Here is a 24505-nt window from a genome sequence, read left to right as displayed (position 1 = left end):
CACACCGACCAGCACCGGTGTTGATCAAGCCAAGGCCACGGGACGAAAGATCTGGGCTAGGAATCGCTCTCGGCGACGCCCACCGAGGACGAAAAGATCGGGTCGAGGTGGCCCGAGGACAAGCCTCGCTCGTGCTCGTCGAACCCACCGGCGGCGTGCTGGAGTTCCACAACCACGCTGTCACACCGATACGGGCACTCCGGATCATCACGGTGGTCTACGACGAGCACCCGGACTGGACATGGACAACCACGCGTCCGTTCCAGCGCAACTTCCTGCTCCCCGGCGATGCCAGCCATGTCCGCGGCGAATTCGTTGACCCCAATGGTGCAAGCCACAGGCTCGGCGTCGGCGGTTTCGACATCACGTTCCGCTTCACAGACTCCGAGAACCGTGTGTGGGAACGGACCAGCTACGGACGGCCCGAACTCGTCAAAGACGCTGACCCCGATGCCGAGTAGGCAGCAGCGCCAGGCAGCTTACTTACGGCGGCGATACTCGCCGCAGCGCCATCTTGACGGAGCAGGCGCGACGTACTCGGCGTTGTCGCCTCGGGCCGGCCGTTGCGTTCGACGAAGGCGAGCATGAGCCGATCCTCTCGCACCAAAGATGCAGCTACGAACCGGTCTTGTTGCTGGTGACCAGTGTGTGACCACACCACCTCTGAACAGCCAGGGCACAGGCCCCCTCGGATACCTAATCCGCGGGTTCACCAAGTCACCGGCAGCAACTCGGTGGACTCCTCGGTCAACCCCTGAATTCCAAGTTGTGACCCTCAGGGCCTCGACTTATAGCACCCCGGAACTTTCCCTGCGGTGGGAAGGATCCATCCGCGTCGCTGCGGGGCGCGCAGGTGACCGGCGTCAGTAGGCTGGCCGACCAGGGATTTTGCCGCCTCCGGCAAGATCTTGCGGGCGCCCGCAAAGACTCGAGTGGCGTCCACCAAGGTGGTGATCGCCAATGCATGATTTGGTTGACAAAGGCTCAGTCGTGATCGGTCCTCTAAAGCGCATAGAGGACGCGCCGGGCAGCCTCTAGAACGCATGGCCGCCCGGTCGCGAGGGGTCTAGCAACCGGCGTGGGCCGCGGCGAGGCTCATCGCTCGCAGGCCGTGGCGTTCCATCTCGTAGGCGACGTCGGCGTTCTCGATGCGCTGGGCTGCGGAGGTGACGGCGTGGAGCACTCCGCCAGAGGTGCAGGCTCCACCGGAGATGAAGTCCGCCAGGATCGCGTCCTGCTGCGCACGATTGAAGTTGAGCTTCTTCGAGACGTGCTCGATGGTCTCCACGGGAGCACTGATCGGAACTCCGGCTGCAGCGGTGATCTCGCGGATCTGGGCACGTACGAAGTCGGGGTTGAGGAACGCCGCGACAGCATCGCTAGTCTTCTGGCCGATGAGCTTCAGCGCGGTGGCCTGGGTTTCGGCGCTCCACTGGATCCGACCGTCGTCCAGTTTGCCCCCGAGGTGCACCTCAGAGAGAGCGTGCTTGTCGATGGTCATGCCGTTGTTGCAGACCTGCACCACCAGCCGCGGGGAGATCTTGAAGCGGCCGTGGCCGGTTTCTGAATTCGAGACGATGAAACCGCCGAAGACGATCGGGTTCTCGATTCCGCGCGCGCCGGTGAATGGACTGCGGTAGCCGGCCAGGAGCTCCGGTGCCATCGCTTCCACGTCGGTGGACCGGATCTGCAGGAATACGTTATTCTCGGTCAGATCCGCCTGCAGTATCTCAACCTGCGCACCTGCCTGCCGGATCCCATTCAAGACGGCTACGATAACGTCCAACGAATCCACGATCCTGTATTGGTCAGAAAGCACAGCGCGCAGTACGCCCGGCTCTGGCGATGCCGCGTCGCGCAGCCCGCGGACGAGGAACCGCCGGTCGGGCCGGTCCTCCAACCAGGCGTTGACGTTCAGGTCGTACAGGTCGGGTTTGACCTGACGCATCCGGCGCAGGTACGGCAGCGGAATGTCGAGTTTGGCGGCCAGGTCTGCGTCGGCCGAGGCCGTCGGGGTCAGCGCGGCATCGCGGGTGGTGACCCCGTCGACAGTCAGTTGGTGGTCGGCACCCGCTATCCGCAGCACGCCGTCGGCCATACGTAGGTTGTGGGCCGCGGAGACCACGTCGAGTTTGGCGTCCTGCTGGGCGCGAAGAACCTCGACGATCTCCGGCAAGGCGGCGTTGCGCCTGGTCAACAGGGCAGTGGCGGTCATGGCAGCTCCCGAGGGACGGGCAGGACGCCCCGGGAACCCGACGAGGGGGGATCGCCGGGCCCGGGGCGGCCTCACCGCGGTGGTGAGGCGCGGCTCGCCCGCGCCCCGGGCGTCGCGCGGGCGGGGCCCTGCGCTCGCCCGACCGGTGTGAGATCGCCGCCAGACCTCAGCCGACCACCGTGAACGCACGCTCGATCTCACCCGGTCGGGCTGGGCTGGCAGGGCATCGACCGGGCAAGCGACGGCCGGGGTGCAGAGTCGCCACGTCCTCACCGCCCGGCGAGACGCGCCGGGGATGATCGACCACGCCGCTGTTGCTGCGGCTCCCGGCGGTACCGCCTGCAGGCGAACGTCGGCAGCCGGACATGGGGCGCCCGCCCCGCTGTCGACCTTGCTGAGCGAAGCTCAGACGTTCTCGGTGATGGGTGGCGGCTTGATCACGAACCTGGGGACGACTGCGCCGGGGTCGGTGATGATCTCGTCGGCGCAGCGGACCCATTGGGTCCGCAGGTACTCGTGGGCGCGGTCCTCGCCGAGCTTCGCCGCGAGCATCCTCTCCAACACCGTCGCCGCTGGGGTCTCCCCGGCGTCGGAGTTCGCGCTGTCCGTCACGCACTGAACGCTACGTCGCAGACTCGGCGGTTCGCGGCTGCCACGCAGACCCCCGTCCGGGTGCTCGCGCTCACGTCTCCGAGACACGCGTCGAGGGCCCCGGTGCGGGGCCCTCGACGCTGCCGAAGGGGTTCAGGCCTTGACGATGCGGATGTTGTGGGCGATGTCGATCGGCGTGACGGAGACGATCTGGTGCTCCTGCCCGCAGTCCGGGCAGGCGATGAGCTCGCCCACGTCCCAGCGCCCCCGACGCATGTCGGTGCTGAAGCCCTGGTCGCAGGCGTCGCCGACGTCCAGGATCGTGCCCGGGCTCAGGTCGAGGCCGGATTCGTCGAGGGTCGCTACGGTCTTCTCGGCCATCTGGTGCTCCTTCGCTGTGGAGTTGTGCTGGAATCGCGGGCTCGCTCCAGCGCGGGCCGCACGGTGTCCCGTAGGGACCGGCGGGGGTTCCGGCTCGCCGGACCGGGTGTGATCGCGTCAGCGACCCCGCCAGTGGCTCGTCTCACCCGTGTCGGGCTCGGGCCGGGTTCATCGGCGGCTCGCCGCGTGCGGGAGGTGCTGCCCTCGGGCGGTTTCATGCCTCTCCACGGCGATGGACGCCCGAGGTCAGCGACAGAAGGGCCGATCCGCCTGAATCGGCTACGCGGCTCTCTGCAGCGACGCTGCCATCGGCGCCGCCCCACCGTCGATGATGCGGAACGCCACACACGTCCAGCGACCTGCGGCGTCCGGCTCGAAGCGAGCGGCCAGAGCGCGAGGGCGGCCGAAGGTGACGAGGCCGTTCGCCTCGACTGTCCACTTGTGAGGCTGCGCAGCGTGCCAGCGATCGATCCGGACTCCCGGAACGGTACGCAGCGCTGGCCTGAGTGCTTTGACGTAGCGAACCACCGTGGGGGCCGCGACGCGGGCCGCGGCCGCGGGGCTGCGTCGCCCCTGCGCGGTCTCCAGAAGGACCTGCACCCCGACTCGCGCCGCGCTCTGCGCGTCACGGTCGGGGACGACGTCCGGCACGAGCGGACCCTGGTAGTTCGGGTCGACCTCCCGCTCTAGCGGTTCAGCTGCGTGTCCGCAGGTCGGGCAGCGGTGCAGGATGTCCGTTTCCTCGGAAACGCCGGTCAGGGTGAAGCTGTAGCCGCTGGAGCGGTCGTGGGAGACGCGGTAGCTGGCCGACATGGACTCGTCCGTCCTCGACGCCCACTCGCTGGGTGCGAGAGGCCGGCGTACGGCGTCGAATGAGGGCCGCCGGCGAACGGCGGGCACCCGAGCCCGGTCAGCCGAGCTGCACGCTCGCCGAAGGCGACCGCGCAGCGGCCGGAGCGCAGCGGAGGGCATTGCGGCGAGGCGCGGGCGCGGGAGTGTGAGCCGCCGGCGGCCGCATCGACGATCGAGTCGCGGACTCCCGCCATCTAGCGGCGGGACCGGCGGACCCCGGGTCAACCTGCCGGGTAGATCCGAGATCGGTCGAACTTGGGAGGCTGCTCCACTCCCTCGACGAACCATGTCACCGGGCGGCGCGACCCGAGGCTCCCCATCGTGTACTCCGTGACCGATGTGGACAGGACGCGCTCGTCGCGGGAGCGATCAGCCGCGTAGGCGAGGGCTTGGTCGACAGTCGGATAGACGACCTCGACGGCGCCGAGCTCGTCGGGCTTGACCGAATGCACTGCGTAAACCCGCTCACGAACGGCTGCCATCGCGCTCCCTTCCCGGTGACCTTTCGACTACTCGAAAGCTAGCACGGCAAAGACTCGACTCGTGAATCCGGAACGGCTGGCGGAGCTGGCGGCTCTGCTGACCCGCGGAGCAGACGAGTTGTCGGAGGCGGAGTTGATCCGGGCCGTCCAGCTCGCGGACGAGGACCGGGATGCGGCGCGCGAGCGCGTAGGCCGTCTGATCGCTGCGCTCTATGAACGAGAGAACCTCTCGTGGCCGAAGCTGGGCGAGGTGACCGGCATCCCGTTCGGTACGGCTCACGGACTCGCGCGGCCCTACATTCAGCGCGACGACCGGCCCTGAGACCGACGGTCACACACTCACACAGGGCGGACCACGAAGGGCATCAGTTCCCGCTGGTCGTAGTCGCCGCCGAGCAGCCGGTCTCGTACCGGCACCCCGGTCGTGGGCGCTTCTCGGATCTGGTTGTCGCCCAGATAGAGGGCGACGTGGTGGATCCCGGAGATGGCTTCGTTGGTGGACCAGAACAGGAGGTCGCCGGGCTGAGCCTCGCCGCGTGGGACCTGTCGGCCACCCGACCGGGCCTGTTCTCGTGAGGTACGAGGTAGTTGGACCCCTGCGGCCTGCCAGGCCCGCAGAGTCAGCCCCGAGCAGTCGAAGCTCTCAGGTCCTGTTGCGCCCCACTCGTATCGCTTTCCGAGCTGGAGTCCCGAGTACTCCAGTGCTGCTGTGGCGGCGCCGGCGGCGGCTGTGCCGGACGCGCAGATGAGCGCGTCGAGCGTCCCCCCGGTCTCGGCAAGCAGATCGGCGGCCGGCTGTTCCCATTTCGCGTACGCCTCGGGGAACGCCGACCGCTGCACCGCCTGTGCCGCCTCGGTCAGCGGCATCGTCTCCCAACCCGGTATGGCGAGCAGGCGCTCGTAGAACCTCCCGGCTGCGTAGTCGGGCGTCCTGAGCTGTTCGGGGGTCCCCCAGCCCTGCGAGGGGCGCTGCTGGAAGAGGCCAACCGAGTCTCTGTCGCCACCGGGCAGGTTGACGAGCGTTGACTCCTGCATGGCAGTGGCGAGCGCGATCCACTTGGCGCGTTCGGGAGCTCCGACGCGGTCCCCGGTGGCGACGATCTCGTGGGCGTTGGCGCGCTGGTCAGGAGTCCACACCGCCTGCGAGTTGACGCGGGGGCTCGGAGGGTCGTTGAGGGGTCCGGTCAGCCCCGCCACGCACCCAGCGGGTCGGCTGTCGAAGGCAGGCTCGCTGGCCACGACGGCACTCAGCGCGGCCAGCGCAGCGACACCTGCAAGGACGAGGACGCCTGCGAGGCCGCCGACGACTCGACGCCGTGTCGGAGGCGGGGCTGCGGGCAGGAGGGTGGGCATCAGGCCTCGGCGAGCGGTTGGACGTCGGCCACTCTCCAGTCCCCGCCGCCGACGTCGACGACCTCGATCCGGATGCTCAGCGAGTCCAGCGGCACCGCTACGACCACCGTTCCCTCGGAGCGGGAGACGAGCCGGGCCGGGCCGGCTACCGCTTGCGCGGGTACGTTCCGGGGGTCCACTTGGGCGAGCACCACTGCGCCGTACTCCTCCGTAGCCAGCGGCATTAGCTGTGCCAGCCACTGCGCGGGAGAGGTCTGCGGAGCGGCCCACAGAACCGCAAACTGCTGCGCCACCTCCATCGGCGGCCGGGGTGGCACTGCGGGTGTGACTGCAGGTGGGGCCGCAGGGGCACTGTTCTGCAGCTCGGGTGCCGGGACAACCACGGTCTCGGGTGCGGCCGCTGGCGCCGCGGTGGCCGCGATTGCGTCGGGCAGCCGTGAGGCGACGACGACGATGGTGAGAGCGCAGATGAGGACCGTGTAGAAGCGCCGCCGGCTGTGCAGCAGCCAGCGCAGTAGCGTTCGGGTCACCACGGGCGTCCACCTCGAGCTTCGGGACGAGGTCGGATCGGAGGTCCGTCACCCGGGTCGGGGGCCGGCCTACGGGCCGGTCGGTAGAGACCGGGCGAGGTGCGTTTCGATTTCGTGTGGTTCAGGCGACCGGCGTCGGTCGACGGAGGCGCGGACGGTCGCGGAGAAGCCCTGCGCGGGCCGGATGGTGCATTGGGTCGCGCCCGCGCCGCATCGGCTGAGCCGTTCTGTGTTGCGAGTCGTGTCCGAGCGTCGACCGCAGAGCCTCCGGAGGGATCTCCTCGCGTGGCGGAGTTCCCAGCTCGCGGCGGAGCTTGCGCCCCGCCGCCGGGGACGGGTCCACGAGTGGGCCCGCTGCCTGCGGGCGGAGTCGCTCCACCACCACCGCCTGATGTCGGCCGTGGTCGTCGCGGACCACCCCGCGGGCCGTCCCCGGACGGTCCGTCGGGTCGCGGGCCGCCAGAGCCGGGCGGGCCACCTCCAGGCGAAGACGGGCCGCCGTCTGGGGGACCACCCAGGGCCCGGACCGCACCGAGCAACTGCTGATGCTGGCGGGCGCCGGCACGGACGGTGTCTCGGTGTCGGGACTCTGCCTTGATCCAGCGGCTGACGCGACCGGCACGGCGGGCCGTGCCGCCGGCGATGGCTCGGACCGAGGTGAAGATGCCGGTCAACGCGACGATCGGTTTGAGGAGCTTGTAGAGGATCACTGCGCTGCCCCAGGACAGGAGGATCATGCTCACGTCCGCCATCGCACCCTGCCCCGCCATCGTCATGACGACCACGGAGTGGACCAGCGCACAGATCGTCGCCACGATGCCGCCGAACACGACGGCGCCGACGACCTTCACCGTCTTCTCGGGGGTGTCGGGCTTCAGGATCCCGAGCAGCGCCACGAGCGGAGCGCCGGCGGGGAGGAAGGCCAGGAAGAGGAACATCAGGTACTGGATCAGGAGCGCGAAGATCTGGAGGACTGCGATCGGCGCGATCATCAGAAGTGCGCCTGCTCCGGCGGCGGTGCGTGACTCGCCCTTGCCCTGCAGGTTGGTGTACTCGGTGGGGGTTGTTCGGTTGTCCGCGGCATTCATCCACCGCTCGCCCTTGTCCTGGAAGAGCTGCTTCTGGTCGACCTTCGCGTCGAGCACGGCCCACCACTCGTTGTAGTCGAGGGCTTGGGCCTGGAACAGCTCCCAGGCGATGTCGTCTCGTCCGTAGGAACCGACGGCTCCGTTCCGCCAGGAGGTGTAGAGGATCTGCTGGTAGATCGCGTCGCGCATGGCATAGGCGGGTCCGGATTCGGCCTGCTCGGGGAACGCCTGGGCGGCGACGGTGTTCTTGGCCGCGACGAGCGTGGACCTGAGGGTGCCGCTGAGCTCCCTCGACATCTGCGCGCCGGATCCGAAGGACAGGGCAGCGATGCCGACCGCGACGAGTACGAGGAGCATGCGGGTCAGGACCTCCCCCACGTCCCCGCGGCGGCTGACGATCATCATGATCGAGCCGGCGATGACGAGTGCGGCACCGGCCCACGGCGAGAAGATCGCGTCGTAGAGGGCGAGCCCGGTGCGGTCTGCGGCGTCGGTGACCTCGTTCCCGGTCTCATCGCCGTAGACGAGGTCCTCGAGGCCTTGCTGGGCGGCGAAGAGTGCCTTGGCGGTCCAGAGGAAGAAGCCGCCGAACATCGTGTCCACGGAGGCGCCCGGGTCGCGGACGCTGCCTCCGCAGCCCAGGTCGTAGGTCGTCCACTGCAGGCCCGCGTAGCCGTACCAGGTGATGAGCTCGCCCTTGATGGCGGTGGCGTCGGCGGGCAGTGGCCCTGAGATCACGTCGTGCAGGACCATCGGGTCAAGCGTGCTGAGGAATCCACCGGCGGGGTCGCTGGGCATCGGTGGGCTCTTGCAGTCGTCGAACGGTGGGAACGCAGCCGCGCCGGGTGCAGCGGTGACGAGGAGTACGAGCATCGCTGCTACCACGGCTCCGACCCGGCGTAGGCCGCGGCACCAGCCGAGGAGTCGGTGCCGTCGCCCGGCAGGTCGGCGGGGTGCCGCTTCCGACGCCGTCATCTGTGGTCCTGGGCGCGTGCGGCGTTGGTGTCCAGCACGGTCCTGAGTCCTGCGAGGTGGTCCCCGGTCACATCGAGCCGGACGTCCTCGCAGTACTCGCCGGACCTCCAGATGAACTCGCGTGGGGCGTCGGCGGTCAGACCGGTTCCGGGCACTCCGACTCCGTTGCTCAGCTCACCGAGTCGGGGCTCGTACCCGACGTCGACGGGGACGCGAAGAAGGCGCAGTGCGTCGCGCTGGGCCTCGGCGTCGGTCGTCCGTCCGACGAAGACGTCGTGGCACAGCGAGGCCAGACCGCTGTCGTCCCCGCCGATCTTCAGGACGTCCGAGGCGAGCTGCCCCGCGACCAGGACTCTCGCCCGATACTTCCGGTTGTCCCGGGAGAACTGAGTGATCAGGGTGCGGCCGGTGGCGGTCATGGACAGCCAGCGCAGCTCGTCGAGGCCGACCATCTTCGGCGCGGCCCTGGGCAGCTCGTAGACGCGGCGGTACGCCAGCCAGGCGGCGAGGTGCAGCAGCGGCAGGGAGAGCTGCTCGTCCAAGCCCCAGTCCTGCTGGTCCACTCCTTCTCTGGGCAGGGTGAGGCCGCGTGTCGACAGGACGAGGAGGCGGTCGGTGTCGCTGGCCCAGCGCTCGCGGCCCGGATGCCCGAGTAGGAGCCGGGCCGGGCCGGAGGTGGAGAGGATCGGCCCGAGCGACCCGGCGAGCCGTTCACCGTCGCTTCCTGCCCAGCGCAACGCTGCGATGACCTCGGCGAGGTCGTGATCAGCTCCAGGCCCGACTCGATCGACGGCTTGCAGCAGGAGCTGTTGAACACCGGATTCGCGACGGATGGAGGCAGGCAGGAGCTGCGTCACGACGCTGATCACCAGGGTGGAGCGTTGTGCCTGCGCAGCATCGAGGTCACGGCCGAAGTGCTCGTCTCCGGGAGGTCCTTCCGGGTAGTTGCGCCGGTCGGGTTCGGCGATCATCGCGTAGGGATTGAGGGTTCCTGCAGGCGCCTCCATGAGCGACAGGCCCCGGGCGTACCCGCGGAGCTCGGGCAGCGTCGTGAGACGAGTGAGCGGGCCGGAGGGATCGAGCAGGGTGACGTAGGCGCCGTTGGCGCGGACGACCTGGGCCGCCAGCGTCCCCATGAGGAAGGTCTTGCCTGAGCCCAGCCCTCCGACGATGGGCGTGAGGCCCGAGACCTGACGGGTGTCCATGTCGTGCCAGGGATCCCACGGGATCATCCGCCCGGAGCTGCGCGCGGTGAACAGGAGCGGGCCGTGGTCGTCGCCGATGATCTCCGTCGCGGTCGGGACCGCCATGGCGAGGTGACGCAGGCTCATCCGCCGCCGGAAGGCGGTCGTGGCCAGGGGCTCTCCCGGGATGAACTCGCGGGCGAGGGCGTACTGCGCCTCAGAACGCTCGACCGCGATCTTGGGGTGGTAGAGGTGGCGGATCTGGTCGAAGGTCTCGAGGGCCTCGCGTTCGGTGCGGCCCGGGATGGCCATGCGCCACCAACCCTCGCAGCGCGCGGAGAGCCCGGTGTGGTCGGTGTCGAGTTCGTCGCGTACGGCGGAGGCGAGTTCGATCTGTCGCGCCAGGATGGGTGGAGCCTCGATGCCGTGGTCGTTCTCGTAGTGCCGCTGCTGGGCGTCGACCCGGTCTGCGACGTGGCGCAGGCTTCGTGCGGCGTGCTCCTGCGGAAGGACGCGCATGCGCGCGGACCACTCGATCGGGGCAGCCACGGTGTCCGGCACGGACATCCACGGCAGATCAACCGCCGGGACGTCGAGCTCACCCATCCGCCCGAGCGAGGCGATGAGGACGTGACGGGTGTGTCGTCGCCCGGCCGCCGTCCCCGAGACCTGCAAGGTCGGCGCGTAGGGGGCGGCGGTCCAGCGGGCGAGTTGATCGACGGCTGCGAGGTCCTCGGTCTCCCAGACCTCGTGTGGAGCGGAGGGCATCACGGTCTCCGGCGGGAGACCCAAGGCGCAGGAGCGGTAGAGCAGGTGCAGCATCTCGGCGGCGGTGACCGGATCTCCACCGAGGGCGGAGGTGGCCATCAGCGAGTCGACTCGGCGGATCTCCCCGTCGAGGGCGGAGAGCTCGGCGTCGACCCATCGGGAGGCCAGCCTGCTGACACCCGGGCGGTGGCTGGCGGCGAGCCGGTCGCCGAAGTTGCCGAGGCGGCTGCGTCCACCGCGGATCTCGACGCCCAGGTAGACCTCCTTCACCGCCTTCGCCTGGCCCAGCGCGCGTTCTTGCTCGGCGATCAGGTGGCGTTCCCAGCTGAGCCCGTCGCGCTGGTCGGGCAGTGGGAGCGCCCACTGATCGTGCGCGCGAGCCCACTCGGCCGCGGGAAAGGGTTTCCAGGTCACGCGCCAATGCAGCCAACGCCCGGGTAGAGCGGCGAGCGCGAGCCCGATCGCCGCCATCAAGGCGTCGCGCTCATGGTCCACTCGCATCGTCCAGGGCCGTGGCGCGAGGGCGTACCAGGCCATGGTGCCGGTGGCGGTGCGCGTCAGATGTCCGCTGATCCCCCGCAAGGCGAGGTCCGGCCGGTACTCCTTGATCTGCGGGTCGGCACCGTTGACGGACGGGGGTCGCTCCCGATTGCGTCGAGACCTCGGCACCGCTCTGCCGCTCTGATGCTGCGCGGATATCGGGCCTGCCGGATGCGCCAGACGCGAAGGGTTCGCGACTCCCTCGCCCGTCCAGAGTGGTGCAGCGTTCTCCCAGGTCATCGCGCGACTCTGCCGTGATGCGGCCGAACCGAACTCAGGTGGACGTGCCTCGGGTCGGAGACGTATACGGCTGTCTGCTCCCGGAGCCGCGGGACACGTAGTTCCGCTGCGAACATCCGCAGGACAGCGGTCGTCGGCCTGTCCGGAGTGATGACTCGCATGGTGAGCTGCGTGGCGACCACCGCACCCACGACGACAATGACGTATCCGAGGAAGCCGTCGAAGAGGCCGAGCTGGGCGTGAGCGATCAGCAGGACGAAGCAGTAGGCCAGCCACAGGCAGTAAGCGGAGTAGCGCGCCTGCCACATCAGGGTGCGACCGGGAGGTCCGAGGTAGCGGTTCTGCAGGGCGTAGAGCTCGTCATCGGAGCGGGAGCGCATCGGTCACGCCCCCGTGAACAGGCCGGCGATGAATCTCGCGACGCTCTCGGAGGCGCCGGGGATGATGCCGATCCCGATGACGATGAAGGCGAGGACGACCCCGATCAGCATCGAGGCGATCTTCCCGAGGTCCTGCTTGGCGGCCGCCATCATCGCGACGAGTCCGATGACGATGGCGGCCAGTGGGATCGCGTTCGCGGTCAGCCATCCGGTCGCTCCTTCCGTCGACAGCTGCGCCAGGTAGGTCGTCATTGCGAGCCCCTTCGTCGAGCGCGGCTCGTGGCGGCGAGCCGTCGATGCGGGGTGCCGCTCGGGGTCGCGAGGGGGCTCACCACTCTCCCGAGCAGCACCCCCTGGATGCGGTGAGTGCCGCCATCACGCCTCACCGCAGGCCCGACCGCAGCCTGCAGCCCCCTGCAGACCATCTCGCAATGCCAGCAAAACGTGATGATCGAAAATATGCTGGCATAGCGTCGGGTTGTCAACTGCCTCTGCTCGGCAGCACCCACGGATCGCGGGTCCGACCGTCACCGCAAGCTGCGCCTCAGCACGCGGCGACCACCCACTCGGGGCAACAGTCGGAGCCGATTTGGATGCAGACCGCTAGACACGCTTGACTGGTTGCGCTTTGCGAGCGAACGAGGAGAGCAGTTCCATGACTAGCCCCGGCGGACACACCGGCAAAACGCTGGCTGAGCGGATCGACCACCTGCTCAAGACCGTGCACCCGGCCGACCGAGGGCCGTACACCCTGGAGGAGGTGTCGGACGGTATCAAGGCTCAGAGCGGACAGTCGGTGTCGGCTGCCTACCTCAACCAGCTCCACCGCGGTAAGCGCGACAACCCCACAAAGCTCAACCTGGAGGCGATCGCCAGGTTCTTCGAGGTTCCGGTCGCCTACTTCTTCGACGATACGCAGGGCGAGATCGCGGACGAGGAGGTGGCGCTCCTGCAGGCGATCCGGGACGGCGGCATCAAGGCCATCGCGCTTCGCAGCCTCGACCTCAGCCCGGAGGGCCGGCTCTCCATCGTGCGGATCATCGAGGAGATCAACCAGCTCGAGCAGCGCCGGGAGCAGCCGAGCCGTCGGCGCCGCCCGGTAAGCGGATCAGAGCCCGACGGGGCCTGATCGGAGTCCGTCGCCCCACTCAGGCCTCTGCGAGGCTTGGCCCCTGTGCGACCTTCTGCAGTCTCCGCAGCTCGCGCGACAGCTTGACGAGCTCGCCCACGTCAGCCTCGACACTGTCACCGAGCGGCTCGGCGAGGATCCCCCGCGCCGCGGCCGGGCGTGGCGACGCCCCCGAGTCGGCGAGCTGCCCGATCTGCCTTGCAAGCTCTGACGTGTCCGAGGCCCCGCCTCGCAGACTCGGACTCAGGCACACCAGCCCGTCCCTGCACTCGATGAGTCGCCGGTAGTAGCGAAGCCGCATGTAGCGCAGGTGGAACAGCTCTCGCAGCAACGGGACCGGCCTGAACAGCGCTATCGCCGGGAAGGCCCGACAGACGATGAACCACAGCGGCCTCAACTGGTGATAGCGCCGCCTGGCCTCCAGCCACAGATGCGCCTTCACCATCCCCGTCCGTGCGCCCGGGTACGCGATGCCGATGAAGAACACCGCGATGCCGGCTGCGAGCGCCGGCGTCGTCCATCGCTCCGTAGCGAGCAGGCCTGCGGGTAGCTCAAGCAGATAGCCCGACGTGGCAGCCACGCGAGGGAGATGCGCGCCCAGGCAGCAGATCACCAGCCCGGCCGCGGCGACCCTCAGACTCAGCCGAGCTCGCGATTGTGTCTGCCGGGCGGCCTGCCAGGCGAGGTAGGCGGTCCTGGCGGTCGCATAGGCCATGTAGGCGTTGCCCACCAGGTAGAACCACAGCGCGGCGGAGTCAACGGTCGCCGCCTCGTAGCTCACTCCGCGGCTGGCTGATGGGGCGGCGATGCACGACACGGTCAGCAGCACGCTGGCGAGAACCGCTAACAGGTATTCGCGTCTCGATCGACGGGTTGCCCGAGGAGCGGAGATGGCCGCCTGCAGGACGATGATGAGGAGCGCGAAGAAGAAGGTCAGGACCACGTTCTGCACCAGTTTGGGCAGGCTCGGTCCGAGCATGTTCACCGGTAGACCGGTCGCCAGCTGCGCGGTGAGAGCGATGAAGACGAACACTGTGCACATGGCCACGGCTCGGAGATAGCGATCCTCAGGGACGCGGAGGACCTGCGAGATCTTCCATCCGGCAGCGACGGTGGCGACCGACCACATGATGAGGTTGGGAACGGTCACAGCCAGCCCTGGTGGTCGTCGAAGGCGGCGTCGACCCGACGGGCCAACGGAGCCCCCGAACCTCCGTACTCGAGGCGGTCGAGGAGCGTGGCCCACTCCTTGATGACCGTGGCGACCATCTCGGCCTCGCGCTCGATCACCTGGTCGTAGCCTTCTCGTCGGAGGCCTCGACGCATCGTGTCCGGAGGGAGCGACGGCAGCACGTGCTCCATCGTCGGCAGATCGCCCTCACTGCCGCCGTGACCGCTGACGATGTGTCCGACCTCGTGCAGGATGATGTGGTCCTGGTGCACGATCGTGGTGTCGCGCTGGTAGACGATGTAGTCCGCACCCTCGCCTTCGAGCCACAGCCCGAAGATGCCCGGTGCCGGGAGAGCCCGGTCGAGGAGAGTGATCGGCCTTCCCCGTAGCTCACCCAAGCGTTCGCAGAGCTCGAAGACATCGAGTGGCGGTCGGATGTCGAGGTCGCGCAGGATCTTGCGTACGCCGCGCCGCAGGTGCAGGTCGTTGCGCCAGCCGCGGGCTCCCTCGCCGGCCATTACAGCCTGTCCGACCCGACGAGCTCGTCGACGAGGGCGGCCGAGCATTGCGGGTGGCTGGCCAGTCCGTTGTGACCCCCGGGAAGCTCGAGGAGCTGAGCTCCGGTCAACGCCGCAAGCGCCGAGGCGCAGCGGTACTCCCACCGCCCGCGAGACCGCACACCACCGGTGAGACAGACTCGGCGTCCCCGGGCAGCGGCGGCGACCTCGGAGGGGTCCAGCGTTCCGCTGCGCACAGCAGTGAAGTCGTGGGCGAAGAAGTAGGCCAGGTTCTCCGTGAGGTTCAGTGGTCGCGCAGGCCGAACCCCGGGCTCGGTCTCCGGATCGGGCTCGGTGAGCTTTCCCATGATCCCGACGGCCGCGAGGTGCTCGCCCTCGGCCGCCTTCGCCTGGACCTGATCCAGGCCCGCCTCTCGTTCCGGGTCGCGGACGAGGTTGGGCAGGGGAGGCTCGTGAGCGAGCAGGCCTGAGACTGCGTTCGGCGACCGGACGAGCAGATGCAGGCCGATGACGGCGCCGATGCTCGCCCCGACGACTCTGCAGGGGCCGACTTCGAGTCGAGCCAGGAGCGCCGCCGCATCGTCTGCGTGTTGCTCCAGTATCTCGCCCGGCCGCGGCGGGATGGGCGCCGGACTACGCGAGAGGCCGCGCCGGTCGTAGGTGATGACCGTGTACTTCCTCGCGAGGTGCTCGACGAACCCCGCCGTGCCGCCCGCGTCGCTCACGCCACCCTGGATCACGAGCAGGGGCGAACCGGCTCCAACGATCTCGCAGTGCAGCTCGACCCCATCGACCGCTACCGCTTCTTGTCGCACCGCCACGACTCAGCCACCCTCCCACCTCTGACCAGCCTGTTCCCCAGGTGATCATTCCGAATCGGACAGTACCGCTCCGCACTCACTTGATCACGCCTCGTCATACCGACGAGCGAGATGCGGCGGACCGGCGATGCCAAGCAGACTATGCCAGCTAATTTACAGCGGACAATCTTTGCTGGTATAACGATCACGCTTCGCCGGTGCGTGGCGGTTCGCCCTGTTCGCCGCGCTCGTCCCCGGCCCCCGACACCCAGACCTGAGGAAGGTGCGCTGATGGGGTTGTTGCGCCGCCGCGTGTCGACCGAGCCACCCGAGCGACAACTGGCCGAGCACCAGCGCGCCTTGGCCGGCAGCCAGGCCCTGTACAGGCCGCAACGCCGCCCGCTCTCCCTTCCCGCAGCAACGGACCCGGTCCGGGTGGACGCTGCCGGACACACACCAGCCGGCCGCCTTCCCAGATCGGGATCGACGGCCGTGGAGTCTCCTTTGGAGATCACCGCCCCACTGCCTGCCGTTGTGGAACCGGGGCTGCGGTCCTTCCCGGTCGCGAGCTACCTCGGACACGACGGCCGGCCGCCTGGCCGCGAGCTGCAGGTTCCGAGCCTGAGGCGGGAGGGCCGACCACTCGGGACCGCAGACCACGGCCGACATGCCAGGGTCGAGCCGGATCCCGAGCCGCACGAGCGCGCCGTCGAGAACGGCGAAGCGATCGCGCTCGCGTGGGCATTCGCGCTCGACCTCGAGAGCTGGGACGAGGAGCATCCCGAGCGCCGGGCTGCTGTGTTGGCTCGGTACCTGCCAGGTGTTCGCACGGCGACGCTCGGCTGGGACGGACTCGGTCGCCAGCGAGCCGAGACAGCAGTGTGTGGGCTGGTCACACGCCTCGACGACACCCATGTCTCGGTCGATGTCAGGGTGCGCGTCACGCCCTACGTCCGCGTGCAGCAGGTGGTGTGGCCGCTCCACCCGCCTCCGGAGCATGTCCCGGACGGCCGAGCCGTCCCGGCCGCAGCCCCCAGTCCGGTCGCGCCCGGATGGGCCGCGTGCGATTCGGAATGGAAGCGACTCCGCATACCGATCACGCGCAACCGGGACGGCGGGCTCGCCGTCGACCTGGGACAGAGCTCCGACCGCTCTGGCGCCACGCGGCAAGCGGGCCAAGACAAGCGCGGCGCATGTTGACTACCAGCCTCAGGAGGACTGCCCCGATGCTCCGACCTCTCAACCGTCGCAGGGCTGCGTCATGGTGACGCTGAGCGCGGTGGCGGTCGCCGCCGCGACCGCTCTGTCGATGACAGCAGCCGCACCACCGGCCGACCCTGCCGCGGATTCGTGCTCCTGGCGCCTCGCTGCCAAGGTGCTCTACCAGGAGCTCAGCGTCCAGACGAGCGATAGGGCGCAGAGTCTCCGCCGGATCCTGGCAAACGCAGGAGCAGGCGAGGAGGACTTCGTACCTCTCCAGTGCAGGAACGGGGGCACTTCGTCGTCCCCGAGCGACCGCGATGCACCTACGACCGACGACCCCCGAACAGAAGACCCATCAGCAGATGCGCGTAGTGGATCAACCACGAGCTCCGGTGGCGCGCCTGGCGGATCGGCACGAGGCGGGAACGGACCCTGCGCTACGACCGCCGCGGATGCGTTCGGCTGGGGTACCCCGAACCGTTCCGACGACTTCGAGTCGGAAGCATCGACCGGGGCGTGGGGAATTTACGACGGGCAAGGCCACGACGGGAACGGGACTCGATCCCCCGCAGCCATCTCGGTCCTCGACGGCCTGCTCACCATCACCGGCGACCCTTCTGGCCAGAGCGGCGGGATGGCGTGGAACCCAGGCCAGGTGTACGGCCGATGGGAGGGGTGCGTGAGGTCACCGGTCGGATCGAACGACCTCCACAGCCTGCTACTCCTGTGGCCCGATGCCGAGAACTGGCCGGTGGGAGGCGAGGTCGACTTCATGGAGATCAGTGACCCGAGTCGCCAGACCGTCGAGGGATTCCTCCACTACGGCGCCGAAAACTCCCAGGAAGTCGCCTCCGTTGACGTCGATGCGACCGAGTGGCACGCCTTCGCCGTCGAGTGGACAGCTGATCGGATCGCCTACTACGTCGACGCCGAGCAGTGGTTCGAGACGATGGAGAAGAGCCACCTTCCTCCCGGACCGATGCACCTGACCATCCAGCTCGACAACTTCGGGAACCCGGACCAGGAGACGAGCATGCATGTCGACTGGGTCCGCCAGTACAGCCTGGACGGATCTGCATCTGGAACTCCCAGCTCGAACGCGGAGTCGGGGACATCGACCGACGCCGCGGGGACCAGACGGGATGGCGGGGACGCCCAGGATCCACGTCGCGACCCCAGCGCTCGGAACGAGTGACCCTGCCTCCTCCGCCAGCTGCATCGCGATCAGACCAGGAGACCACCGATGCCCACGCTTTCCACCGTCGCCGCTGCAGCGCTGACCATGGCGCTGACGGTCGGGCCGACTGCCGCCATGGCCGAGCCGGTCCCGCCAGACAGCCAGACATCTCGGTGCGCCGTGAGCCCCACCCTCCCCGAATCCGCCGATCTCCCTCCGCAGCTCACTGCTGACGAACTTCGAGAGGCCGCCGAGTTGATTGAGCAAGCGCGCGAACTCGTCGCTGAGCTGAGCGGACTCGTCGGGAGCCCACGGGCGACCGCCGTCGAGCACACTCTTCGAGGGGCCGGATTCGGACCCGCTATGGCCCGCGGGTGGCGGCAAGCAGCCCACGACACCTCGGACATCCTGTTACGAAGCACAGATCAAGTCGGCCGAGATGCCGCGCTCGTCCTCGCGAAAGCGGGTGTCGGGCCGACGCCGGCCGACCTGCTGACGTCCTCGGACCGAGGAGAGCCTCGGGGCACGGCCGGCGGAACGGTCGTCTCCGCGCCGTACACGGGCTCCGACACAGCCGTGATCACCGCCGAGCGCCCCGACGTCACATCGCGCCCGAGCGCGATCAAAGCGCTGCTCGCCGCGGGCGCAAGCGGCCGCCCGGCCCTGCCGTTCGCCGCCGTGGACACCGCTGGCGACCCCTCGGCAGCGTGCGGGCCTGCAGCGTCGGCCACAAGCCAGGATGAAGCGCTCTCCAGCCTGGGGGAGCTCGATCGCACGCTGCAGTCCGCCACGGCCACCGATCCCGAGGCGCAAGCCCTGCTCGACGAGCTGCGGGCCCTGAGGCCTTCCCCCGCCGACGCCCCCGGTCGTACCGCTGGATCCAAGGGTGGGCAGTACGAAGACCCGGTCGATCCGGACGTGAGCGACGGCGACTCGGCTGCCTCCGGGCGTCCCTCGAACGTCGACGAGTCACCTGACTGGAGGGCGAGCGAGCAGGACCTCCTCGACAAGCTCACCCGCGCGACCGACGACCCAGCGGCCCAGGACCTGGCTCGCTCCCTTCGCGCCCTCGGCCCACAGAGCACCAACGGGGACCGGACTCCACCGGACGGTGGCGACCGACCAGCCGGCGAGCAAACCGCAGATCCAGCCACGTCAGCGGCGAGGTGGGAGAGCCTCGCCGAGTGCGAGTCCGGCAGCGACTGGACAAGCAATACCGGCAACGGCTACTACGGCGTTATCCGAACAGCTGAGGTCGGCAGTGATGCAGATCACTGCGGCCCAGGGGAGCCGGCGGCTCTCCCGAGCAGCTGGTGGGCCAGCTTGAGCGCCCTTGCAAGCTGGTGGTCGAGATGACCCGCTCCCCCGGGCCGATGTCACTCAGCCTGAGCAGGGCGGGTGCCCTCGAGTTCATCGAGCAGCGTTTGGACGCGACTTGCTGTTCGTCGGTGCCGTTCGGCCTCACGATCCCATCCACGTGCTTCTGCGTCGCAGACGAGCTGCTGTTCGGTGTCGAGCCGGATGCGGAGTCTCGGGGTGTAGTCGGGGGTGGTGACGAACTTCGAGCAGGTCAGGTAGAGGTCGCACTCGCATGGCCCTTCCTGGGGCAGGCGCAGGCAGCGGCCGAGCTCGAGCTCGGTCTTGAAGAAGTTCGTCGACAGCCAGTTGACGGCCTCTGTGGTGAGGTCGCCGTTGCGGATGGCCTCGGCCTGCGGCCCGGCCAGGATTGCGCCGGGGGCGAGGACGGCCTGGTAGTCGGCGAGGACGACGGGGTCGGACAGGCTGGTGTAGGTCATCGACATACCCGCGGAGCGGTGCCCGAGGACCTTCATGATGGTCTGGATCTTCGCGCCGCGTTCGCCGAGCTGGGTGCCCATGGTGTGCCGGAAGCGGTGCGGGTGGACCAACGCCTTGCCGTCGTCGTCGACCAGGCCCAGCGCGCGGCAGACCTCGGTCAGGCCGGCTTTGAACAGGTAGTCCGGGCTGGCCAGGCGCCCGTTGCGCAAGAACAGGTAGCGAACCGTCCGGCCGAGTCGCTGGTCGAACAGCGGCTGGTCGGTCTGGGCGCGGCGACGGGTGATGAGGTCGCGGACGGCCTCGGCGGCCTCGGGGTGGATCGGGACGACCCGTTCCTTGGCGGATTTGCCCGCGGCGAGGCGCAGGCGGTGGGTGCTGTCGGGGTAGGTGTCGAGGCAGTCCAGGTCGAGCTTGCGGATCTCCCCGCTGCGGGCGCCGCTCCAGCGGGCGACCAGCAGGGCGGTGCGCTGCAGTGGGTCAGCCAGGGCGCGGATGCCGTCCATGAGCGGGTCGAGTTGCTCGGCCGGGATGAACCGTGGGACGCGCTCGATCCCGCGAGGAACGTCGGAGCTGGTCAGCGGGGGTCTGGTGGGCATGTGCGGCCACTCGTTGATCGCGGCGTGGCGGAAGAACCGGGCGACGTGGCCGATGACGTGATCGCGGTAGACCGCCGAGAGCGGCTGGTCGGGGTGCTTCCACTTGCGCTGGTGGGGCAGCCAGGCCAGGAACTCCAGCAGGGCGGGCCGGTCGAGCCCGGCCAGGGTGGTCTGCTCGGGCCGGGTCTCAGCGTGCCAGGCCGCCAGGCGCAGCAGGCCCGAGCGGGCCTGGGTGACGGTGCCGGGCGCGCGTCGGACGGCGAGCTCGCGCAGGTAGCGCTGCATCGCCTCCTCGACCGCCGAGACGGTGCTGATCGCGGCCAGCGGGCGGGGTTGCTTGCGCAGTGGCAGGGCTTCGATGAACCCGGCGTGGAACAGCGCGACCCCGGTCTGGGTGACGCTGCTGTGCCAGGCCATCGGGAACCCGGACCGCATCTGGACCTTCAGGTCGAGCTGCTCGATCTCGGGCAGCGAGGCAACGGTGCGGATGGTCGTGCGCAGCTCGTCGATCTCGGCGAGAGACAACGTCGTGAGATCGGGGTCGGCGCGGTGCAGGATCAGCCGAGGCAGCGCCCAGGGCAGGCTCTTGTTGACGCTGGGAACCGAGACACCTCGTCCGAGCTCCTGCTCGCGCAGGGCGGCCATCTGCGCGCGCAGCGGCAGACCCAGCCCGTCGGCGATCGCGAGGATCCGCAGGTTCGCGGCCCCGAACAACCACGGCCAGTCCAGACGCAGCCGCCCGGTCAACGACAGATAGAACAGGTAGGGCCGCGCTCGGAAGCTCGCCGCCGCGCCTGCCGGGTCGACCAGCGTGCCCGCCGGGGCGGGGCGCGCGTGGATCGTGGGACCGACGCGTTCCGCCAGCGGGCGACGGGCCCATCGCGTCATCGACGGGTAGTGCTCGACGAACTCGGCCCTGGCCTGCAGCAGCATCGGTGTCCAGTTCTTCGACCCGCGCAGCCCGACGCGCAGGAACCGCTCGTACTCCTCGACCGAGGCGTGCGAGGGACCCGAGTAGCCGTCAGTGGTGCGCGGTGACCGCGAACGTCCTGGCGCGCTCATCGCGCCGTCTCCGGCTGCGGGCCCTGCTCCAAGGCGGTCCGGTAGTCGTCTCGGACCTGGTGGTCGGTGAGCCGGACGTAGACCTTGGTCGAGTCCGGGTGGGCGTGACCGAGGCGGCGCATCAAGGTCAGCTCCCGCATCCCGAGCTCGGTCATCCGGGTGGCGTGGGTGTGGCGCAGGCTGTGTGGGGTCAGCCAGGGCTCGCGCACTCCGGCGCGGGTCGCAGCCCGCTGGAACAGCCGGACCAGGCCGTCGTAGCTCAGTGCGTGGTCTCTGCGGGCGCCTCGGCCGCCGATCAGGAACAGCAGCGGTGTCTGGGCGTCCGGGGGGCGTTCGAGCAGCACGTAGCGGTTCAAGGCCGGGAGTGCCCGGTCCTCGAGCAGGTCCACCACCCGATCTCGGCGGGACTTCTGCCGTGCGCCCTGCGGGTGATCGTCGCGGTGGCGGACGGTGACCCGTTTCCGACCGTAGGAGATGTCCTCCAGATGCAAGCCCAGCACCTCACCCGGTCGCAGGCCGCCCTCGTGCATGAGCTCAAGCAGCGCCCGGTCGCGCAGCTTGTCCAGCTGCCCCAGCAGCGCCAGATAGGTCTCGTCCGGGATCGGGCGCGGCAGCGTGTCGACGGTGCGGACCCGCAAGATCCGGCGGACCGGGCGCTGATCGGCGCTGGTCAACAGCGGTGGCCGATGCCGGCCCAGCACGCGGGACGAGGCCTGGTCGGCCTCGCGCAGGATCGGGTTCTCCACCTGCGTGTAGCCGCCGCAGCTGATCAGGAACTCGTAGAACGACGACACCGCAGCCAGCACCCGGTTGCAGGTGCGCGCCGACAACCGACGCCCGTCCCCGCTGACCAAACCGAGCTGGCTGCGCTGCGCCCGCCCGGCCGAGGACTGAACCCGCAGCCAGCCCAGGAACTCCGTGGCCAGCATCGGGGAGAACCCACTGACCGGCTCGCCACGCTCGTCGAGGAACTGCAGCAGCTTCATCAGGTCGTAGGCGTAGGCCCGGACTGTGTTCGGCGAGTACTCCCGCACCGCCAACGACGACAGGAACGCCGACACCTCTGCCACCGGCACCTCGCAGTCGTCGACCACAGCCACCGTCGGCTCTCCTGGCCGCTCCGGTTCGCATTTCACCACTCGCATGACCGCGAACTAGATCATGAACCGTCGTCGTCTGACCTGCAGCTTCCTCGTCGTGGCGTAGGAGATGTCCAGATAAGTGGTGGCCTTCAATTCGACGCCGCAACCTGGGTCGCCTACGGCGGCGACCGCCACGCGCCCACGGCCGACGAGGCGACCAAGGCACAGCAGATCGAGATCGCCGAACTCGTCCGCGCCGACCGCGGAGGCTTCGTTGCCTGGCCGAGCTGTGCTCGCAGTCTCGGTCTATCCGACTGAGCCACAGCCACACTCAGCGCACAGAGAGGATCACCGTGTCCACAAACGATCTCTTCCAGCAGGGATGGGACGAGGAGGGGACACCCGCCGCCCCTCCGATCCAGGCGAGACCACAGCGGTCCGCGACGCAGCAATCTGCGAAACCCACACTTCGTACCGGCACGTCGGGACCGCGGCTCTCGCTCACCTGGCCGCCTCCCCCGCCACAGAGCGACGCGACGATCGCTGCCCAGGCGGAGACCGGACGGCCCACTCGGGAGCCGCTCTCGCCGCTGATCGAGGAGCAAGGAGGGGATTCCGTCGGCACCTCCTCCCCGGGGGTTGACGAGGACCACGACAGAGCCACCCGGACCATCAGCGCCGGCGAACTCACTCACGACACTCTCACCCGACATCGCGCCGACATCCCCCGCCACGGCTGGCGACTGGCGCTCTACCGCGCCTCCGGGGGCATGCTGAACCCCGGCATCGGGGAGGCCGAGCGAGCACGCCAGCAGCTACGAGCGCGCGTTCGCCGGCCCCTTCACGCCCCATACCGCGTCGCGGTCATCAGCACGAAGGGCGGCGTCGGCAAGACGACGCTCGCAGCCTGCATCGGCTTCACCATGGCAGACATCCGAGGCGACCAAGTGAGCGTCATCGACGCCAACCCCGACGCAGGAACGCTCGCGGACCGTCTCACCGGGAACACCAGTGTCACGATCCGCCACCTGCTCGACGACCTGGCCGGCGTCGACACCCTCACCAAGGTCACCTCTGAGGTTCCCCCGCTTGCTCGGAGATCGACGATCATGGCCGAAGGGCCGTGTAAGGAGTCTCCGTGGCAGCACCGAAGAAGTACCCCGACGAGCTGCGTGAGCGCGCTGTCCGTCTCTACCGGGAGTCCGACCCCAAGCCGGTGATCCGGCGGCTGGCCGAGCAGTTGGGCGTGCACCACGAAGCGCTGCGGAACTGGATCCGCCAGGCCGAGGCCGACCACGGCGAACGCCACGACCGCCCGACCACCGCCGAGTCCGAGGAACTGCGCCGGCTGCGCAAGGAGAACACCGAACTGCGCCGCGCGAATGAGATCCTCAAGGCGGCGAGCGCTTTTTTCGCCCAGGAGATGGACCCGACAAGGAAGAGGTGGTGAAAGCCGTCGAGGCGCTGAAGGGCCGGTTCGGGATCGCCCCGATCCTGAAAGTCCTCGGTGTCGCCGCGTCGACCTACTACGGCTGGCTCGCCCAACAACGCGACCCGTCGCAGCGGCGCCGCGCCGACACCGAGCTACTCGAACAGATCCGCGAGATCCACGACCGCTCCGGCGCCACCTACGGCGCTCCGCGAGTACACGCGACCCTGCGCCGCCGCGGACGCCACGTCTCCCGCAAGCGAGTCGAGCGGCTGATGCGCGAGCACGGGCTGCAGGGCGCGTTCCTACGCAAACGCTGGCGTGTCGCCTCGACCAGGCAGAACCCGCACCACACCCCGGCTCCCGACCTGGTCAACCGCGACTTCACCGCCGCAGCGCCAGACCGGCTGTGGGTCGCCGACGCCACCCGGATCCCGTGCGGGGAGGGCGTGTTCTGGCTGGCCGCGGTCCGCGACGCCTTCTCCAACCGCATCGTGGGCTGGCGCTGCTCGGACCGCTGCGACACCGACCTCATCCTCGGCGCGCTCGAGTACGCGGTCTGGACCCGCAACGTCGCCAGCGGACAGATAGTCCACCACTCGGATCGCGGCTCGAACTATACGTCTCTAAGATTCGGGCAGCGCCTGGAAGACCACGGGATTCTCGCGTCGATGGGTTCGGTCGGCGATTCCTACGATAACGCGCTCATGGAGAACTTCTTCTCCACACTCAAGACCGAGCTCGTCTACCGGAAATCGTGGCGGACCCGCGAGGAGGCAGAGAACGAGCTGTTCGCCTACATCGACGGTTGGTACAACACCGAACGCATCCAGGCCCGCCTCGGATGGCTCTCACCGGATGAGTACGAGGCCACCTGGCACGCCCAGGAGGGCGTCCTGGACGATCAACCCGCATCACCCGCCAACGGGGCCGACCCGGCCCCGGTCAGCTAATCAGCACTC

26 protein-coding genes are annotated in these 24505 nt (G+C 69.0%); 10 read left to right on the top strand and 16 right to left on the bottom strand.

Annotation, left to right across the window (positions count from 1 at the left end):
• Positions 1–131: 131 nt before the first annotated feature.
• Positions 132–461, top strand: a complete 330-nt coding sequence (locus L3X23_RS27930; protein ID WP_237195798.1) for a hypothetical protein — start codon at positions 132–134, stop codon at positions 459–461.
• A gap of 605 nt (positions 462–1066) precedes the next feature.
• Here L3X23_RS27930 and L3X23_RS27925 read toward each other — a convergent pair.
• From L3X23_RS27925 to L3X23_RS27905, 5 genes are all read right to left on the bottom strand, one after another.
• Positions 1067–2215 carry a DUF932 domain-containing protein gene (locus tag L3X23_RS27925; RefSeq protein ID WP_237195796.1) on the bottom strand — a complete coding sequence of 383 codons (1149 nt, stop codon included), beginning with the start codon at positions 2213–2215 and terminating at the stop codon, positions 1067–1069.
• Positions 2216–2620: 405 nt separating this feature from the next.
• A complete protein-coding gene (locus L3X23_RS27920) occupies positions 2621–2827 on the bottom strand; it encodes a hypothetical protein (RefSeq protein WP_237195794.1) in 207 nt (68 codons plus the stop codon).
• 132 nt (positions 2828–2959) lie between these two features.
• Complete coding sequence (locus L3X23_RS27915) at positions 2960–3187, bottom strand: hypothetical protein (RefSeq protein WP_237195792.1); 228 nt, start codon at positions 3185–3187, stop codon at positions 2960–2962.
• 279 nt (positions 3188–3466) lie between these two features.
• Positions 3467–4000 (bottom strand): Rv3235 family protein, encoded by a 534-nt coding sequence (locus tag L3X23_RS27910; RefSeq protein ID WP_237195790.1) that lies wholly within the window; start codon positions 3998–4000, stop codon positions 3467–3469.
• 260 nt (positions 4001–4260) lie between these two features.
• Positions 4261–4521 carry a hypothetical protein gene (locus L3X23_RS27905; RefSeq protein WP_237195788.1) on the bottom strand — a complete coding sequence of 87 codons (261 nt, stop codon included), beginning with the start codon at positions 4519–4521 and terminating at the stop codon, positions 4261–4263.
• Positions 4522–4582: 61 nt separating this feature from the next.
• Between L3X23_RS27905 and L3X23_RS27900 the strand changes: the two genes are divergently transcribed.
• Positions 4583–4843, top strand: coding sequence for a hypothetical protein (locus L3X23_RS27900; RefSeq protein ID WP_237195786.1), 261 nt, complete (start codon positions 4583–4585; stop codon positions 4841–4843).
• A 17-nt stretch (positions 4844–4860) separates the two neighbouring features.
• Here L3X23_RS27900 and L3X23_RS27895 read toward each other — a convergent pair whose 3' ends face one another.
• The 6 genes from L3X23_RS27895 to L3X23_RS27870 form a co-directional block, all read right to left on the bottom strand.
• Positions 4861–5874, bottom strand: coding sequence for a C40 family peptidase (locus L3X23_RS27895; protein WP_237195785.1), 1014 nt, complete (start codon positions 5872–5874; stop codon positions 4861–4863).
• Positions 5874–6407, bottom strand: a complete 534-nt coding sequence (locus L3X23_RS27890) for a hypothetical protein (protein ID WP_237195783.1) — start codon at positions 6405–6407, stop codon at positions 5874–5876. The genes L3X23_RS27895 and L3X23_RS27890 overlap by 1 nt, the downstream gene beginning before the upstream one ends.
• Entirely contained in the window at positions 6401–8245 is a 1845-nt protein-coding gene (locus tag L3X23_RS27885; RefSeq protein WP_237195781.1) for a hypothetical protein, read from the bottom strand. Before L3X23_RS27885 ends, L3X23_RS27890 begins: the two co-directional genes overlap by 7 nt.
• Before the next feature lie 218 nt (positions 8246–8463).
• Positions 8464–11199: an ATP-binding protein gene (locus tag L3X23_RS27880; RefSeq protein WP_237195779.1), complete on the bottom strand. Its 2736-nt coding sequence runs from the start codon at positions 11197–11199 to the stop codon at positions 8464–8466.
• Entirely contained in the window at positions 11196–11579 is a 384-nt protein-coding gene (locus tag L3X23_RS27875; RefSeq protein WP_237195776.1) for a hypothetical protein, read from the bottom strand. Before L3X23_RS27875 ends, L3X23_RS27880 begins: the two co-directional genes overlap by 4 nt.
• Before the next feature lie 3 nt (positions 11580–11582).
• Positions 11583–11831, bottom strand: a complete 249-nt coding sequence (locus L3X23_RS27870; protein ID WP_237195775.1) for a hypothetical protein — start codon at positions 11829–11831, stop codon at positions 11583–11585.
• Positions 11832–12234: 403 nt separating this feature from the next.
• Between L3X23_RS27870 and L3X23_RS27865 the strand changes: the two genes are divergently transcribed.
• Positions 12235–12708 carry a helix-turn-helix domain-containing protein gene (locus tag L3X23_RS27865; protein WP_237195773.1) on the top strand — a complete coding sequence of 158 codons (474 nt, stop codon included), beginning with the start codon at positions 12235–12237 and terminating at the stop codon, positions 12706–12708.
• A gap of 19 nt (positions 12709–12727) precedes the next feature.
• On the opposite strand, the gene L3X23_RS27860 is transcribed toward L3X23_RS27865, so the two are convergent.
• From L3X23_RS27860 to L3X23_RS27850, 3 genes are read right to left on the bottom strand one after another with little or no spacing between them, the layout of a single operon-like run.
• Positions 12728–13858, bottom strand: coding sequence for an MAB_1171c family putative transporter (locus L3X23_RS27860; protein WP_237195771.1), 1131 nt, complete (start codon positions 13856–13858; stop codon positions 12728–12730).
• Positions 13855–14397 (bottom strand): hypothetical protein, encoded by a 543-nt coding sequence (locus tag L3X23_RS27855; protein WP_237195769.1) that lies wholly within the window; start codon positions 14395–14397, stop codon positions 13855–13857. The genes L3X23_RS27860 and L3X23_RS27855 overlap by 4 nt, the downstream gene beginning before the upstream one ends.
• Positions 14397–15218 (bottom strand): alpha/beta fold hydrolase, encoded by an 822-nt coding sequence (locus tag L3X23_RS27850; protein WP_237195767.1) that lies wholly within the window; start codon positions 15216–15218, stop codon positions 14397–14399. The genes L3X23_RS27855 and L3X23_RS27850 overlap by 1 nt, the downstream gene beginning before the upstream one ends.
• A gap of 270 nt (positions 15219–15488) precedes the next feature.
• Between L3X23_RS27850 and L3X23_RS27845 the strand changes: the two genes are divergently transcribed.
• The 3 genes from L3X23_RS27845 (at position 15489) to L3X23_RS27835 (ending at position 18933) form a co-directional block, all read left to right on the top strand.
• Positions 15489–16397, top strand: a complete 909-nt coding sequence (locus L3X23_RS27845) for a hypothetical protein (protein WP_237195765.1) — start codon at positions 15489–15491, stop codon at positions 16395–16397.
• Between the two features lie 79 nt (positions 16398–16476).
• Positions 16477–17595 carry a glycoside hydrolase family 16 protein gene (locus L3X23_RS27840; RefSeq protein ID WP_237195763.1) on the top strand — a complete coding sequence of 373 codons (1119 nt, stop codon included), beginning with the start codon at positions 16477–16479 and terminating at the stop codon, positions 17593–17595.
• Positions 17596–17643: 48 nt separating this feature from the next.
• A complete protein-coding gene (locus L3X23_RS27835; protein WP_237195761.1) occupies positions 17644–18933 on the top strand; it encodes a transglycosylase family protein in 1290 nt (429 codons plus the stop codon).
• Positions 18934–18953: 20 nt separating this feature from the next.
• On the opposite strand, the gene L3X23_RS27830 is transcribed toward L3X23_RS27835, so the two are convergent.
• Together L3X23_RS27830 and L3X23_RS27825 are read right to left on the bottom strand one after the other, a co-directional pair.
• A complete protein-coding gene (locus tag L3X23_RS27830; RefSeq protein WP_237189972.1) occupies positions 18954–21032 on the bottom strand; it encodes a site-specific integrase in 2079 nt (692 codons plus the stop codon).
• Positions 21029–22132: a tyrosine-type recombinase/integrase gene (locus L3X23_RS27825; RefSeq protein WP_237189971.1), complete on the bottom strand. Its 1104-nt coding sequence runs from the start codon at positions 22130–22132 to the stop codon at positions 21029–21031. Before L3X23_RS27825 ends, L3X23_RS27830 begins: the two co-directional genes overlap by 4 nt.
• Positions 22133–22213: 81 nt before the next feature.
• Here L3X23_RS27825 and L3X23_RS27820 point away from each other — a divergent pair, with 81 nt between their 5' ends.
• From L3X23_RS27820 to L3X23_RS27810, 4 genes are all read left to right on the top strand, one after another.
• Positions 22214–22432, top strand: coding sequence for a transglycosylase family protein (locus L3X23_RS27820; RefSeq protein WP_305080984.1), 219 nt, complete (start codon positions 22214–22216; stop codon positions 22430–22432).
• A 452-nt stretch (positions 22433–22884) separates the two neighbouring features.
• Positions 22885–23334, top strand: a complete 450-nt coding sequence (locus L3X23_RS36710; protein ID WP_374205010.1) for an AAA family ATPase — start codon at positions 22885–22887, stop codon at positions 23332–23334.
• On the top strand, positions 23253–23564 hold the full coding sequence (locus L3X23_RS27815; protein WP_237190013.1) for a transposase: 312 nt from the start codon (positions 23253–23255) through the stop codon (positions 23562–23564). The genes L3X23_RS36710 and L3X23_RS27815 overlap by 82 nt, the downstream gene beginning before the upstream one ends.
• Positions 23561–24496 carry an IS3 family transposase gene (locus tag L3X23_RS27810; protein WP_237190012.1) on the top strand — a complete coding sequence of 312 codons (936 nt, stop codon included), beginning with the start codon at positions 23561–23563 and terminating at the stop codon, positions 24494–24496. The genes L3X23_RS27815 and L3X23_RS27810 overlap by 4 nt, the downstream gene beginning before the upstream one ends.
• Positions 24497–24505: the final 9 nt, after the last annotated feature.

This window comes from Pseudonocardia sp. WMMC193, from assembly GCF_021728735.1.
In the GTDB taxonomy this organism is placed as follows: domain Bacteria; phylum Actinomycetota; class Actinomycetes; order Mycobacteriales; family Pseudonocardiaceae; genus Pseudonocardia; species Pseudonocardia oroxyli.
The sequence above is the reverse complement of the archived record's forward strand: the minus strand, read 5'-3'. Positions and strand labels throughout refer to the sequence as shown.

What these genes read in the sequence shown, in the direction of transcription:
- L3X23_RS27925 (WP_237195796.1), bottom strand. Translation starts at nt 2,215, where the DNA reads ATGACCGCCACTGCCCTGTTGACCAGGCGCAACGCCGCCTTGCCGGAG.
- L3X23_RS27915 (WP_237195792.1), bottom strand. Translation starts at nt 3,187, where the DNA reads ATGGCCGAGAAGACCGTAGCGACCCTCGACGAATCCGGCCTCGACCTG.
- L3X23_RS27910 (WP_237195790.1), bottom strand. Translation starts at nt 4,000, where the DNA reads ATGTCGGCCAGCTACCGCGTCTCCCACGACCGCTCCAGCGGCTACAGC.
- L3X23_RS27905 (WP_237195788.1), bottom strand. Translation starts at nt 4,521, where the DNA reads ATGGCAGCCGTTCGTGAGCGGGTTTACGCAGTGCATTCGGTCAAGCCC.
- L3X23_RS27895 (WP_237195785.1), bottom strand. Translation starts at nt 5,874, where the DNA reads ATGCCCACCCTCCTGCCCGCAGCCCCGCCTCCGACACGGCGTCGAGTC.
- L3X23_RS27885 (WP_237195781.1), bottom strand. Translation starts at nt 8,245, where the DNA reads ATGGTCCTGCACGACGTGATCTCAGGGCCACTGCCCGCCGACGCCACC.
- L3X23_RS27880 (WP_237195779.1), bottom strand. Translation starts at nt 11,199, where the DNA reads ATGACCTGGGAGAACGCTGCACCACTCTGGACGGGCGAGGGAGTCGCG.
- L3X23_RS27875 (WP_237195776.1), bottom strand. Translation starts at nt 11,579, where the DNA reads ATGCGCTCCCGCTCCGATGACGAGCTCTACGCCCTGCAGAACCGCTAC.
- L3X23_RS27870 (WP_237195775.1), bottom strand. Translation starts at nt 11,831, where the DNA reads ATGACGACCTACCTGGCGCAGCTGTCGACGGAAGGAGCGACCGGATGG.
- L3X23_RS27865 (WP_237195773.1), top strand. Translation starts at nt 12,235, where the DNA reads ATGACTAGCCCCGGCGGACACACCGGCAAAACGCTGGCTGAGCGGATC.
- L3X23_RS27855 (WP_237195769.1), bottom strand. Translation starts at nt 14,397, where the DNA reads ATGGCCGGCGAGGGAGCCCGCGGCTGGCGCAACGACCTGCACCTGCGG.
- L3X23_RS27845 (WP_237195765.1), top strand. Translation starts at nt 15,489, where the DNA reads ATGGGGTTGTTGCGCCGCCGCGTGTCGACCGAGCCACCCGAGCGACAA.
- L3X23_RS27835 (WP_237195761.1), top strand. Translation starts at nt 17,644, where the DNA reads ATGCCCACGCTTTCCACCGTCGCCGCTGCAGCGCTGACCATGGCGCTG.
- L3X23_RS27830 (WP_237189972.1), bottom strand. Translation starts at nt 21,032, where the DNA reads ATGAGCGCGCCAGGACGTTCGCGGTCACCGCGCACCACTGACGGCTAC.
- L3X23_RS36710 (WP_374205010.1), top strand. Translation starts at nt 22,885, where the DNA reads ATGCTGAACCCCGGCATCGGGGAGGCCGAGCGAGCACGCCAGCAGCTA.